The organism is Mucilaginibacter sp. GW821-FHT07H05 (assembly GCF_059418485.1).
In genome coordinates this window covers 658307-672378 of the sequence record NZ_JBWKPY010000004.1, presented here as the reverse complement: position 1 = coordinate 672378, position 14072 = coordinate 658307, and the positions used below count along the sequence as shown (strand labels likewise).

At 46.6% G+C, this 14072-nt stretch carries 14 protein-coding genes; 7 read left to right on the top strand and 7 right to left on the bottom strand.

The window, feature by feature from the left end:
• The first annotated feature begins 9 nt into the window (after window positions 1-9).
• Window positions 10-1143 (top strand): NTP transferase domain-containing protein, encoded by a 1134-nt coding sequence (locus AC07M6_RS14045; RefSeq protein ID WP_494890376.1) that lies wholly within the window; start codon window positions 10-12, stop codon window positions 1141-1143.
• A complete protein-coding gene (locus AC07M6_RS14040) occupies window positions 1143-2195 on the top strand; it encodes a ThiF family adenylyltransferase (protein WP_494890375.1) in 1053 nt (350 codons plus the stop codon). Before AC07M6_RS14045 ends, AC07M6_RS14040 begins: the two co-directional genes overlap by 1 nt.
• A gap of 187 nt (window positions 2196-2382) precedes the next feature.
• Here the strand turns inward: AC07M6_RS14040 and AC07M6_RS14035 are convergent, their stop codons facing one another.
• Together AC07M6_RS14035 and AC07M6_RS14030 are read right to left on the bottom strand one after the other, a co-directional pair.
• Entirely contained in the window at window positions 2383-2802 is a 420-nt protein-coding gene (locus AC07M6_RS14035) for a molybdenum cofactor biosynthesis protein MoaE (RefSeq protein WP_494890373.1), read from the bottom strand.
• A gap of 165 nt (window positions 2803-2967) precedes the next feature.
• Entirely contained in the window at window positions 2968-3210 is a 243-nt protein-coding gene (locus AC07M6_RS14030; RefSeq protein WP_494890372.1) for a MoaD/ThiS family protein, read from the bottom strand.
• A 246-nt stretch (window positions 3211-3456) separates the two neighbouring features.
• On the opposite strand from AC07M6_RS14030, the gene dctA reads away from it, so the two are divergent.
• The 3 genes from dctA to AC07M6_RS14015 all read left to right on the top strand — a co-directional run bounded on the left by dctA (window position 3457) and on the right by AC07M6_RS14015 (window position 6633).
• The gene (gene dctA / locus AC07M6_RS14025) at window positions 3457-4689 is read left to right on the top strand and encodes a C4-dicarboxylate transporter DctA (RefSeq protein WP_494890371.1); all 1233 of its coding nucleotides are present in this window, start codon (window positions 3457-3459) and stop codon (window positions 4687-4689) included.
• A gap of 246 nt (window positions 4690-4935) precedes the next feature.
• Complete coding sequence (panB, locus tag AC07M6_RS14020) at window positions 4936-5751, top strand: 3-methyl-2-oxobutanoate hydroxymethyltransferase (protein WP_494890369.1); 816 nt, start codon at window positions 4936-4938, stop codon at window positions 5749-5751.
• 132 nt (window positions 5752-5883) lie between these two features.
• Window positions 5884-6633 carry an RluA family pseudouridine synthase gene (locus AC07M6_RS14015; RefSeq protein ID WP_494890367.1) on the top strand — a complete coding sequence of 250 codons (750 nt, stop codon included), beginning with the start codon at window positions 5884-5886 and terminating at the stop codon, window positions 6631-6633.
• A 180-nt stretch (window positions 6634-6813) separates the two neighbouring features.
• On the opposite strand, the gene sucD is transcribed toward AC07M6_RS14015, so the two are convergent.
• Window positions 6814-7692: a succinate--CoA ligase subunit alpha gene (sucD, locus tag AC07M6_RS14010; RefSeq protein WP_494890366.1), complete on the bottom strand. Its 879-nt coding sequence runs from the start codon at window positions 7690-7692 to the stop codon at window positions 6814-6816.
• Between the two features lie 489 nt (window positions 7693-8181).
• On the opposite strand from sucD, the gene carA reads away from it, so the two are divergent.
• The gene (carA, locus tag AC07M6_RS14005; RefSeq protein WP_494890364.1) at window positions 8182-9282 is read left to right on the top strand and encodes a glutamine-hydrolyzing carbamoyl-phosphate synthase small subunit; all 1101 of its coding nucleotides are present in this window, start codon (window positions 8182-8184) and stop codon (window positions 9280-9282) included.
• A gap of 681 nt (window positions 9283-9963) precedes the next feature.
• Here carA and AC07M6_RS14000 read toward each other — a convergent pair.
• The gene (locus AC07M6_RS14000) at window positions 9964-10773 is read right to left on the bottom strand and encodes an SDR family oxidoreductase (RefSeq protein WP_494890363.1); all 810 of its coding nucleotides are present in this window, start codon (window positions 10771-10773) and stop codon (window positions 9964-9966) included.
• 249 nt (window positions 10774-11022) lie between these two features.
• On the opposite strand from AC07M6_RS14000, the gene AC07M6_RS13995 reads away from it, so the two are divergent.
• Window positions 11023-12195 (top strand): acyl-CoA dehydrogenase, encoded by a 1173-nt coding sequence (locus AC07M6_RS13995; RefSeq protein ID WP_494890362.1) that lies wholly within the window; start codon window positions 11023-11025, stop codon window positions 12193-12195.
• 131 nt (window positions 12196-12326) lie between these two features.
• Here the strand turns inward: AC07M6_RS13995 and AC07M6_RS13990 are convergent, their stop codons facing one another.
• From AC07M6_RS13990 to AC07M6_RS13980, 3 genes are read right to left on the bottom strand one after another with little or no spacing between them, the layout of a single operon-like run.
• Complete coding sequence (locus AC07M6_RS13990) at window positions 12327-13178, bottom strand: alpha/beta fold hydrolase (protein ID WP_494890360.1); 852 nt, start codon at window positions 13176-13178, stop codon at window positions 12327-12329.
• 4 nt (window positions 13179-13182) lie between these two features.
• Entirely contained in the window at window positions 13183-13650 is a 468-nt protein-coding gene (locus AC07M6_RS13985; protein ID WP_494890359.1) for an SRPBCC family protein, read from the bottom strand.
• Window positions 13631-13972: an ArsR/SmtB family transcription factor gene (locus AC07M6_RS13980; RefSeq protein ID WP_494890357.1), complete on the bottom strand. Its 342-nt coding sequence runs from the start codon at window positions 13970-13972 to the stop codon at window positions 13631-13633. The genes AC07M6_RS13985 and AC07M6_RS13980 overlap by 20 nt, the downstream gene beginning before the upstream one ends.
• Window positions 13973-14072: the final 100 nt, after the last annotated feature.

The window sequence follows — 14072 nt, the reverse complement described above, 5'->3', positions numbered from 1 at the left end:
CATACGGCTATGATACGCCCTGTGCTCGGCAATTTTGGCCGTAACGAGTGGGCTATAGTCGGTGCGCCCTGCGGCGATATAAAAGCACTGGCCGAACAGATCATCGCGGCCTTATCAGCCACAGCTAAAATAGCTTATGTTGATGCGCAGCACAGCGACGAGCCGGAGGCATTGCCAGGGCGGTTAACTGCCGGTGCTTGTGTTGAGTATACAGAAAAGGAAGGCCAGCAACAATTAAATTATAAGGGCATTTTAAATGCTTATCAAAATCAACCGTTTTTTAATGATTGCGATTTGATATTGCTGAATGGCAACCATCACCAGGCAAAAAGACAAGTAGTTATCATCGATAGCAAAAAGAAGGCATCGTTGCAAAAGCGTGTTGACCAATTAACCGATGTGCGCCTGTTTTTATTGGCCGATGGTGAAACAGAAATATTTGATTTTGTAAAAGCGGCTATTCCCGGTCATCAGCAAATCCCGGGATACAGGCTGACTGAAACCGATAAAATTATCCAGTTTTTCAATAACGAATTACAACAATCCAAACCCCGGTTAAACGGTTTAATATTAGCCGGCGGCAAAAGTGAACGCATGGGGCAGGATAAGGGCGCTATTAACTGGCACCAGAAAGAACAGCGTTACTACATGGCCGACCTGCTGAAAAACTATACTGATAACGTTTATATTTCCTGCCGTGCAGATCAGCAGCCGAATATCGACCCGGCCTATCAAACATTAACGGATACCTTTACCGGGCTTGGGCCGTATGGCGCCATCCTCTCGGCCTTTAGGGAGCAGCCCGAAAAAGCCTGGCTGGTATTAGCCTGCGATTTGCCCTTGCTGGATAAAGATACGCTGGACTTTTTGATCGCTCATCGCGATCCATCGGCCATAGCTACTTCTTTCCAAAACGCGTTCGATGGTTTCCCCGAACCATTAATCACCATTTGGGAGCCTAAAAGTTATGCCGTGCTGCTGTCGTTTTTAGCGCGGGGATATTCCTGTCCCCGCAAGGTGCTCATCAATAGCGATACTAAAATATTACAAGCGCCCAATCCCGATGCTTTGACCAATGTCAATACGCCCGGGGAAAAGGAAAGGGTGCAAAAGATATTGCAACACAAAACAGTTTCTGCCTGATGGACTTGTCGCGTTATAGTTGTCAGATCGCGCTACCCGGTTTTGGTAAGCAGGCACAGCAGCGTTTACAGCAGGCCAAAGTGTTGATAGTAGGAGCCGGCGGCTTAGGCTGCCCGGCCGCGCAATATTTAGCGGCTTCGGGCATTGGTACTTTAGGTTTGGCCGATAACGATACCATCAGCATTAGTAACCTGCACCGGCAAATTTTATATACGCCCGCGGATGCGGGGAAGAAGAAGGTGACAGTGGCGGCTGCAAAGCTGCAGTTGCAAAACCCGGATATCCAAATCATACCACACCTGCTGCAGGTTACGGTCGATAATGTAATGCAACTGTTTGCTCAGTACGATGTGATTGTTGATGGCACCGATAACTTTGAAACCCGCTATTTGCTGAATGACGCGGCCGTACTAACCGGCAAGCCTTTAATTTACGGCGCTATTTACCAGTTTGAAGGGCAGGTTGCCGTATGGAATGCGCCCAATGCGGACGGTAGTCGCTCGCCTAACTACCGCGACCTATACCCGCAGGTGGATGCTACCCAGGTGCCCAACTGCGCCGAGGGTGGTGTGATTCCTACCCTTGCCGGGATGATAGGCTGCATGCAGGCTAACGAAGTCATTAAACTCATTACCCAAACCGGCGAATTATTGGCCGGAAAGATGCTAATACTGGATGCCCAAACCATGCAAAGCCGGGTGATTAAAATAGGCGCGGTTACCAAAACAGAGATTACCCATTTGCCTAAAACCATACTTGCCGAAACCATTAGTATTGCTGATTTGAAAGCAGCTTTGGAAGCTAACATGGTAGATTTAATCGATATCCGCGGCAGCGAAGAACACGAAGATTTTAACATTGGCGGCAGGCATATCCCATCCTACAAACTGGAGCGAAGCCTGGCCGATACGGATAGCTCAAAAACCATTGTACTCTATTGTACCATAGGCAAACGCAGTGCCGACGCGGTGAAAAAATTGAAAGAAATTAATCCGGGCTTAAACGTGGTTTCGCTGGAAGGTGGGGTGAAGGCCTGGGTGGAGCAGGAATAACGCAGCGCAATCATAACTGGCTTCAGTTTATAACTGAAGCCTACAGATAAAGGCAAGTCTGTGACTTGTCGCTTAATTTATCACGGAAAGTTACAAACTTTCCCGATCCGCAAGCTTCAGTTATAAACTGAAGCCAGTTTGAGGGGTGCTGAAACAAGTTCTGCATGACATGTAAGTGTGAAGTTTATCACGGCGTAGCTGAAACCCAAACCTCACCATCTTCAAAAATCTCTTTTTTCCAAATAGGAACCGTCTTTTTCAGGGTATCGATCAAAAAGCGGCAGGCATCAAAAGCAGCATCACGGTGGGCTGCCGCAACGGCTATAATAACGGGCACCTCACCAATTTCCAAAGTACCTGTACGGTGATGAATAGCGATGCGTTGAATAGGCCATTGCTGCATAGCCTGGTCGGCCAGTTTTTGCATTTCGTTAATAGCCATTTGCTGGTAAGCCTCAAATTCTAACCGCAGCACACGCTTGCCTTTAGTGGCATCACGTACGGTACCAATAAATACGTCGATACCGCCACAGCCGGGGGCCATCACCCAATCAATGCAGGATTGGATGTTGAGGGGTTGGGGGGATATGTGGATTTGTGTGTTCAATTCTATAATCTCTAATAATAACTTGTCATTGCGAGCGATAGCGTGGCAATCCCAGAGGACAAGCAACGTGGACCTACCTATGGGATTGCCACGTCGTCGCCATCACACAATCCCCGGCTGACTCCTCGCAATGACAAGGAGGAAAGTCGATTGCAACCAAATGGCTTACCCCCCGCTCACCGGTGGTATCACCGCTATTTCATCGCGCTCGTTTATGGGCAAATCATCGCCGGCATATTCGTTATTAACAGCCAGCAGATACGATGCCAGTTGTTTCAACCGCGGATATTTGTCTTCTAAAACAATTTTCAAATCCCCGGCAAGGGCGTTAACGGGCAACTCAACTATGATAGATGAAGCGCCGAAAATATCTTTCGCAATGCCAAATGCCAGGATGTTTGCCGTCATGATGCTTTGTAAATTTAGGCTAAGATACGGAGTTTAACCACAAAGGGTATAGTGTAATTCAGTTTGACTAAAGCCACCTACCGCTTTAATTTATCCGTCCCATAAATGGTACGGCAATGAATTTAATCTGTTATATAAGGATAAACAATGTTCCCATTTATTGCCGTTGGCTTTAGCCAACGGATAGGGGCTAATATATGCGGGGCTTTAGCCCAATTAAAAACTAAATCGTATTATTGTTATGCAATGAAAAAACTTCTCAGCAATCTTACCTTCCAGGTACTTGTAGCCATTTTATTGGGCATTATTGTGGGCTATTACTTTAAAGGCTTTGGCCCCGCGGCGCAAACCATTAGTAAGGTATTTATCAGCATGATCACCATGCTGATCACCCCTATCATTTTCCTCACCATTGTGCTGGGTATTGCCGGTATGGATGATATGAAAAAAGTGGGCAGGGTAGGCGGTAAGGCGCTGCTGTATTTCGAGATCGTCACTACCTTCGCGCTGGTGATCGGTCTGGTGGTAGCCAATATCTTGCGCCCCGGCGATGGGGTAAGCGCTAACATCCCTGCCGATACCGCTAAACTGGCCGAGTACCAAAAAGCCGCGTCTGAAATGAAATGGGGCGATTTTTTCGCGCACATTGTTCCCGGTAACGTATTTGAGGCTTTTGCTAAAGGCGATGTATTGCAGGTGCTTTTCTTCGCGGTGTTGTTTGGCTACGGCCTGAGCAAATTAGGGGCGACGGGTCAGCCGCTGTTAGCTACGTTCGACAGGTTATCTAAAGTATTCTTCAATATCATGAAGGTGGTGATGAAGCTGGCGCCGATAGGGGCCTTTGCAGGGATGGCGTTTACCATTAGTAAGTACGGGGTTAAAACTTTACAGCCGCTGGCCTTGTTGATGGGCTCGGTGTACCTCACCATGTTCCTGTTTGTTTTTGTGGTGCTAAATCTCATTTGTTACTTTTATAAATTCAGTCTTTGGCAATATTTAAAGTTTATTAAGGAGGAGATCCTGATCGTTTTGGGTACTTCCTCATCCGAATCGGCCCTGCCCGCCATGATGGAGAAAATGGAAAAATTTGGCTGCAGCCGCTCGGTTGTAGGTTTGGTGATCCCTACCGGCTACTCCTTCAATTTGGATGGTACTACCATATACCTATCCATGGCGGTGATATTTTTAGCGCAGGTGTTTAAAATCCCGCTGTCGTTTGAGCAGCAACTGGTGATCATCGGGATCCTGATGCTCACCTCCAAGGGTGCCGCGGCGGTAACCGGCGGCGGTTTTATTGTGCTGACATCAACTTTGACAGCCATGAAGTTGATCCCGGTGGAGGGTGTGGCGATACTGCTGGGTGTGGACCGGTTTATGTCGGAAGCGCGGGCCATTACCAATGTGATAGGGAATGGGGTAGCGACGATTGTGATTGCGAAGAGTGAAGGGGAGTTTCATCCTAAACCCCCGGCCCCCTGAAGGGTGAGCGATTCCGGAATTTAAAAAGCATGTCATTACCGGATACGAAGCAATCGCACACCAGCAGCGTTGCTCTGTATCGTTCGTCCCGATAGTTATCGGGATACCCCGCAGTCACAAATCCCGGAAAAGGCTATGAAGTTTTTAAAAACGTCGTACGTCTGAACACAAATAATTATTTGCACACTCGCCTATATACACATCTGCACATAAAATCGCACCTTTGCAGCAGCAAAACCAATCGTTATGTCAGTACACAAAGAAGTAAAACGCGTTACCACCCATATATTACAGGAAATGAAGAACCGTGGCGAGAAGATTGCCATGCTGACCGCCTACGATTATTCGATGGCTACTATTGTAGATGATGCCGGTATTGACGTGATTTTGGTTGGCGACTCTGCCTCTAACGTAATGGCCGGGCACGAAACTACCCTGCCTATCACACTCGACCAGATGATCTACCATGCCTCATCGGTGATCAGGGCGGTTAAACGGGCGCTGGTAATTGTCGACCTGCCTTTCGGATCGTACCAGGGCAATTCTAAAGAGGCTTTAAATTCATCTATCCGTATTATGAAGGAATCGGGTGCGCATGGCGTAAAGCTGGAGGGGGGCGTTGAGATTGCCGAATCTGTGAGCAGGATACTGGCAGCCGGTATCCCGGTAATGGGGCATTTGGGTTTAACACCACAATCGATATATAAATTTGGAACTTATACGGTAAGGGCCAAGCAAGAGGCCGAAGCGCAAAAACTGCGTGAGGATGCGCTGAAGCTACAGGAACTGGGCTGCTTTGGCATGGTGCTGGAAAAAATACCGGCCACACTGGCTAAGGAAGTAAGCGAAAGCCTGCTGGTACCAACCATAGGCATAGGGGCCGGCAAATATTGCGACGGACAGGTTTTGGTGATCCATGATATGCTGGGCATTAACAAGGGCTTTACCCCGCGTTTTCTGCGCCAGTACGCTAACCTTTACGAGGTAATGAACACCGCGATTACCAGTTATGTAAGCGATGTAAAATCAAACGATTTCCCTAACGATAAGGAACAGTATTAATGTGCAGATGCCTCAATTAAAACAATTTTTCTTTTAATATGTCATTGCGAGGTACGAAGCAATCGCACACCCAAAGAGCGGTTATGCAAATTCGCGATTGCTTCGTACCTCGCAATGACAGTGATAAAACCTATGAGCCAAAGATTACCCTTCACCCCTTCGGGCGATATTACCGACAACGACATTCTGTACGAGGATAATCACCTGATTGCCGTAAACAAGCGCGCCGGAGATATTGTGCAGGTAGATGATACCGGCGATGAGCCCCTGGATGAAAAGGTAAAGAAATACATCACCAAAAAATACAACAAACCCAACGGCGCTTTTTTAGGTGTGGTGCACAGGCTGGACCGACCCGTTAGCGGCGTGATCATGTTTGCCAAAACCAGTAAGGCATTAGAGCGGATGAACGAATTGTTTAAAACCCGCCAAATGCGCAAAACTTACTACGCCGTAGTGCGCAAGCGCCCCGAGCCACCCTTTGGCACATTAGTGCACTGGCTGATCAAAAACCCCAAAAAGAATGTAACTACTGCCCACGGGCACGAAGTAAAAGGTAGCCTGCGCAGCGAACTACACTACCGCCTGGCCGGCGAGCTGAACGGCTATTCGCTGATTGAAGTGAACCCGGTAACAGGTCGCCCGCACCAGATACGGGTGCAGTTAGCCACACTTGGCTGCCCTATTGTTGGCGATAATAAGTATGGCTACCCACGCGGCAGTTTGCATAACAGCATTAGTTTGCATGCCCGCCGCCTGCAATTTGTTCATCCTATTAAAAAAGAACCGGTTGAAATTACCGCCCCCCTGCCTAAAGATGGCTTTTGGGAAAAGTTTGCCCATTTGATGCCGCCGGCGAGTGAGACGGAGATAAAGGGTTAATTGCAATAATCTGGTGTCATGCTGAGCTTGTCGAAGCATGGTGGGCAAGGCCTACCGCACGCACCCTTCGACAAGCTCAGGGTGACATTCCATCCCTCTTTCGGTTTAAACTAAAAATCCCGTTTGCGCAGGCAAACGGGATTTTCAAATATTCTATTCCCCCTTCAGGGGGTTAGGGGGTTAAGCCAACTTAGCCAATTCCTCAGCCATGGCAGCGCCAATTTCGGCAGGCGATTCTACTACGCGGATCCCGCATTCGGCCATGATCTTCATTTTAGCGGCAGCAGTATCATCAGCACCGCCAACAATAGCGCCGGCGTGGCCCATTTTACGGCCAGCGGGGGCAGTTTGTCCGGCTATAAAACCTACAACAGGTTTAGTACCGTTAGCTTTTATCCAACGGGCAGCCTCAGCTTCCATACCGCCGCCAATCTCGCCGATCATAATGATCCCGTGTGTGTCCGGATCGTTCATCAGCAACTCAACCGCTTCTTTGGTTGGGGTACCGATGATCGGGTCGCCACCAATACCAATGGCGGTGGTAATACCTAAACCGGCTTTCACTACCTGGTCAACCGCCTCGTAAGTCAGTGTACCCGATTTTGAAACCACACCAACATGACCTTTTTTAAAGATAAAGCCGGGCATAATACCAATCTTAGCTTCGTCGGCAGTAATAATGCCCGGGCAATTAGGCCCAATCAGGCGGCAATTTTTACCAACTAAATATTCTTTCACCTCAATCATATCCCTGGTAGGGATACCTTCGGTAATACAAACAATCACTTTAATACCCGCCTCGGCAGCTTCCATAATGGCATCAGCGCCAAACGGAGGGGGAACAAATATGATAGATACATCGGCGCCGGTTTTATCAACCGCGTCTTTAACCGTATTAAAAACAGGCCTGTCCAAATGCATCTGACCGCCTTTACCCGGTGTTACACCACCAACAAGCTGCGTTCCGTACGCAATCATTTGTTCAGCATGGTAACTACCTTCTTTACCGGTAAAACCCTGAACAATAACTTTAGAATCTTTATTTACAAGGACACTCATGTATCTATATTTTTTTGTTGCGCAAAGCTAATGTTATTGCGGGTAATGTCAAAAGAAATTTCAACCCCCTAAGCCCCTAAAGAGAGGATTTATGATATGATTATGGAAAATTTACACTAAATTTTCAAAAGAGTGATTCGGATTCCCCCTTTAGGGGATTAGTGGGTCGAAAATGAAAGGCAGTTGCGTTTCGCTCCCGGTAGCCCCGCCATTCGCTGCAATTCCTCACTTCGCTACACTTCGTTGCGGGGTTTCTGCTGCTGTCGGGTTTATTACACCATGTCAGCAATAATAAAAGAGATAAAGATAGTTATGCGAGGCCCATCTTCCTGACGAATAAATTACAAAAGCATTCTTTCATAAACCAAACAAAAACCCTACTTTTGCACCCGTGAAATACGGATTACAGAGTCATACTTCACCTATCTTTTTTACGGAAAGCACTCCAGCCAAACCGGCCCACTATCCATTTTTTAAATTTTTTAGCGAATGACGAATTATACCAAACTTCCGGCTGTTTTATTACTGGCTGATGGTACCGCCTTTTATGGCAAGGCTGCCGGTAAAATAGGCACCACCACGGGCGAAATTTGTTTTAACACGGGTATGACCGGTTACCAGGAGGTATTTACCGATCCATCATACTTCGGCCAGATTATGGTGACCACTAACGCGCACATAGGCAACTACGGCGTTAACCACGAGGAAGTGGAATCGGAGAAGATCCAGATTGCCGGCCTGGTTTGTAAAAACTATAACATTGCCTACAGCCGCAAACAGGCTGACGAATCTATCCAGGATTATTTCCAGGAGCAGAATATCGTGTCGATATCAGATATTGATACCCGTCAGCTGGTACGCCACATCCGTGATAAGGGCGCTATGAACGCCATCATTTCATCCGAGATACTGGATATTGAAGAACTGAAAGTTAAACTGGCCGAAGTACCATCAATGGACGGGTTGGAGTTATCATCGCAGGTATCAACTACCGAAACTTATACTTTTGGCGATGAAAGCGCGGCCCTGCGTGTGGCAGTGCTTGATTTAGGTGTGAAGAAAAACATCCTGCGTAACTTTAGCGATCGCGGCGTATTTGCCAAGGTTTACCCGGCCAAAACCAGCTATGCTGATATGGAAGCTGATTTTAAACCAAACGGTTACTTTATCAGCAACGGCCCCGGCGATCCCTCGGCTATGCCTTACGCGGTAGCAACTGTGAAGGATATATTAAAGGCAGATAAGCCGATGTTCGGTATTTGCTTGGGTCACCAGTTACTGGCTTTGGCTAATGATATACCAACCCAAAAAATGTTTAATGGTCACCGCGGTTTAAACCACCCGGTAAAAAATGTGATTAAGAACCATTGCGAAGTGACCTCGCAAAACCACGGCTTCGGCGTTGTACCGGATGCGGTAAGGGCATCGGACAAGGTAGAGATCACCCACGTAAACCTGAACGACCAATCGATAGAAGGGATCCGTGTGAAGGATAAAAAAGCGTTCTCGGTACAATACCACCCCGAGTCATCACCCGGCCCGCACGATTCGCGCTATTTGTTTGATGATTTTGTGGAGATGATTAAGTGAGGTAAGAGGCGAAAGCTTAAAGGTTATATAGGGGGAGTGAGCGTTAAGCTTGCTCCTTTTTTGTTTATTTTCCATGTCATGCCGAACTTGTTTCGGTACCCCATCATGTAGGTAACCTGTCCTATGGGTTCCTGAAACAAGTTCAGGATGACGTTTTGGTATTTTCATCCACCCCATTCCTCCATTCACCGACAATTCACCGCCGTTTACCTAATATCCGTAGGCAAAAGCTGCTTTTTGATGCAAATTTGAATCAACAAACAAGGAAAATAATCAGCTATCTATACAAACACTTAAACAACACAAACGACATGAGCATCTTACTAAACATTCCGGTCCTTTATTTAATAGGCGCCATTTTGATTAAAATTTATGCCACCATCCATGTGTTGAAGTTTGTATAACCGGCTTCTATCATATATATAGCAAAAAAGCACGACCCTGTAAGGCCGTGCTTTTTTATTGATATGAGATTTTGTCATTGCTGAGGAGCGTAGCGACGCGGCAATCTCATAGGGAGATCCACGTTGCATGTTCTATGGGATTATTAATATTATAATTGTTTTTTCAAGGCATTAATGAGCTCCCGTTGGTCGGTTGTCCACGCTATCGCTCGCAATGACAAGAGCTTTGATAAGCTATATCTTTCCGACTCTCTGTCTTCCCGACTTTCGGACTGTCTTACTTTATCCCGTAATGATCATTCATTAGCTTCACAAACAAACCGCCCGGTAATACCGATTTTAGGGTTACCGCGATGGTTTGGCCAATGGCGCCTATTAAATAGTTATGCTTAGGGTTGCTTTTGCTTACAATTTTAACCACTTCGGCAGCTAATTTAGATGGGGCGGCACCGATGCTTTCGTCTTTTTCCATGGCGGCTACAGCGGCTTCAAATTCGGCCTTCAGTTTATCGTTCTTTAGCGTAAACGGAACCTTTTCGCGGTTGCCGGTAAAGTCGGTCTTAAAGTCGCCCGGATTAAGCACGGTTACTTTTACACCGGTATTCCTCAATTCCATCCGCAGGCTTTCCGAATAACCCTCAATAGCAAATTTGCTGGCACTATATAACCCCTGGTATGGCAGTCCAAATAAACCGGCCAGCGAACCAACGTTAACTACCAAACCAGTCCCTTTCTCTATCATACCCGGCAGCACGGCACTGCTTACGCGCACTACTCCGAAGAAGTTAACCTCAAATTGTTTTTTGGCTATATCAACCGGCATAGCGTAAAGCGGCCCGGTGATGCCGTTGCCGGCGTTATTTACCAGCACATCAATTTTGCCTTCGGCTTTAATAATGGTATCAATGGCGGCATTAACGGATGCATCGTCGGTTACATCCATAGTTAATGGTTTAAATGATACATCTTTATTTTTGCCTGCGCTGCGGCTGGCACCATAAACAGTGTGGCCTGCGGCGGCTAAAGCGGTGGCGGTAGCTAAGCCTAAACCTGATGACGCGCCGGTAACAAGTATTACTTTCTTCATTGCGGGAATTTTAACAAGGGGTTAAATGTTAACTGTGATTTTAATTTTTGCGTAAATATTGCACAAAAGCCGCTGATGAGCAATAAATTAAAAAATTATTTTGTTGAATGGGCAGTTGATAATGATTACTGATTAACGCAGCAGGGATATTTGAACCATATACCGTATTGTTCCAAATACTATGCATGCATAGTATTTAAATTAATTTGCTATCTTGCAGCACCGATTTACAGGATTACATATTTATACATGAATACTTTTGCCACCCACAGCCTTACAGGCTACGATTTCAGTACCGACGAGAACCAGCAGATGATTGGGCAGATGACCCGTGATTTTGCCGAAAAACATATCCGCCCCAACGTAATGGAGTGGGACGAAGCCCAAACTTTCCCTGTTGAACTGTTTAAACAATTAGGCGAGCTGGGCTTAATGGGTGTGCTGGTTCCGGAAGAATACGGCGGCTCGGGTTTCGGGTATCAGGAGTATGTGACTGTAATTGTAGAGATAGCCAAGGTATGCGGATCGATAGGTTTATCGGTTGCGGCGCATAACTCGCTTTGTACCGGGCATATTTTAGCTTTTGGTAACGATGAACAAAAACAACGCTGGCTGCCCAAACTGGCTACCGCCGAATGGATTGGCGCCTGGGGATTGACCGAAGCCAATACCGGCTCGGACGCTTTGGGGATGAATACTACCGCCGTGCTGGATGGCGATGAATACGTGGTGAATGGATCGAAGAACTGGATCACTCACGGCAAAAGCGGCAACGTAGCCGTGGTGATGGTACGTACCGGTGAAAAGGGCGACTCGAAAGGGATCTCGGCTTTAGTGATAGAAAAAGGTACGCCGGGCTTTACTCATGGTAAAAAGGAGAATAAACTGGGCATGCGCGCGTCCGAAACTACCGAACTGGTTTTTGATAACTGCCGTGTGCCTAAAGCTAACCTGTTAGGCACACCAGGCGAGGGCTTTAAACAAGCCATGAAAGTGCTGGACGGCGGACGGATCTCGATTGCGGCCTTATCATTAGGTATTGCCAAAGGCGCTTTTGAAGCTGCCGTGGCTTATGCTAAGGAACGCCACCAGTTTGGCCAGCCTATTGCCAATTTCCAGGGGATCTCGTTTAAACTGGCCGATATGGCTACCGAAATAGAAGCTGCCGAACTGTTAATTATGCAGGCCGCCGATATGAAGAACCGCCACCTGCCCATGACCAAGCAAGCCGCTATGGCCAAATACTTCGCATCCGAAGTGGCAGTTAAATGCGCTAACGAAGCCGTGCAGATCTTTGGCGGGTATGGCTATACCAAGGATTTCCCGGTTGAGAAATACTATCGCGATGCCAAGCTTTGCACCATAGGCGAGGGGACAAGCGAGATTCAGAAGATAGTGATCAGCAGGGAAGTGTTGCGATAAGGATATAAACTACTTGCGCTCGTTTATAACGAGCGCTTAACACTGTTTGGCATTTGTAATGCGGGGGCGATGCAATCGCCCTACCATATTAAGCACTCGTTGCAGACGAACGCAAGTAAGTTGTCGGGCGTTTATTCGTTTAAAAACTCCTGGACTAAGATTGCTGTTACCTCTGGTTGTTTACTTCCTGCTTTGTAGCTGCCTGCTTCTCCCAGGCATTGGCCATGTATGCCCGGTAGTATCAATACCTGCGCACCTTTAATAAGGCGGGCCATTTGCAGGTTATGCTCGGGCGTCACAACGTCATTATCGCCGGCGATGAAAAGGGTTGGCGCTTTTATAGACTGCAGCATATCATCAGGCCAGTCTTTAAAGTTAATCATCCGTTGCTTATCCTTATTAAACATATTCAATAAACCGGCTTCGCTGGGGTTTACTTTTAAAAATGCGGTTTTTAAAAATGCCGGCATATTATCAATACTGGCGGTTTGCATAAAGTCAAAAAAACCGGGTATCAAGCCATCCCTTTTACTGGCGGCGGCAATTGCAATAATTTTGTTAACTATACCCGGGTGACGTATGGCTATTTGCAATGCAGTGCTGCCGCCGTTGCTGAAACCCAATATATTGGCTTTATCTATTTTAAGATATTTAAGCATGGCGGTTACATCATCCGCGTCTTGTTCAAAAGATTCGGGCGCGTTCCTGTCGCTGGTGCGGCCATGTGCCTGCAGTTCGATAGCTATTACCTTGTTATGTGCAGCAAACAGGGGCAATATATGAGCAAATGTGCTTTCAATTGTGGAGCCGCCACCGTGTATCAGTACTAAGGGGGTATTGCCCTGGCCGTGTATCTCGTAATACATATTTATTCCGTTTACAGGGGCATGGCCTGTTATTGATTTTTGCATAGGTTTAATCTGTTGTGCTTTTGCCGAAGCTATTAAAGCCACCAGCAAAAAGCAGGTTATTGATCTTTTCAATGTATTATAATTTGGTTTTTAACTGACTTAAATACAGGTTCAGCTTCTCTATATTTTGTTTTTGTCCCTCGGCGGCATTGTGTTTTTTAACTACTTCAATAAAGTCTTCGGCGGTATCAAAAACCATATGCCAGTTAATCGCCGTTTGCTCGCCCTCTGCTTCAAACGTGATGGTGGCCATAATATGAGGGTAGGTTATATGCTCGTACACAATCTTTTTATGTAGCACCACCTCCCTAAACAGGCTTTTATTGTCATAATCCGTTCCGTCGGGCCCGTGCATAACCAGGTTCCACTCGCCACCCTGCTTTACATCCATGATAGTTATGGTATTGGTAAAACCATTTGGGCCCCACCATTGGGCAATGTGGTGCGGTTGTGTCCAAACTTCCCACACCAGTTCAATGGGGGCGTTTATTTTTCGGGATAGTAATAATTCCCTGTCGTGCGTATCACTTTTTAGGTTTTCCATAACGTTCTTTTTTTAATTGTTCTATATAAGTTTCTAAAGCATCCAGTTTACTTTCCCAATGCTGGCGGTATTGGTCAACCCAGGCCGATACCTCGCTCAGTTTATCCAGCCGGGCCTCGCAAATACGGTCGCGGCCTTGTTGTTTAATATCAATCAACCCGCAATCGGTTAATATTTTAACATGCAGTGATATAGCCTGCCGGGTAACATCAAATTTTTGGGCAATAGCGTTCACATTATGTGGCTGGGTGGCAAGCATATTAATAATTGCCCTTCGGGTAGGGTCGGCTATGGCCTGGTATACATCGCGTCTGGTTTCCATATATGCAAGTAAGTGCTTGCAAATATATGTGCAAGTATTTGCTTGCGCAAATATTTTTTATTTTTTTTTGTCAATATTAGTTTACCTGGTTTGCCTAGCG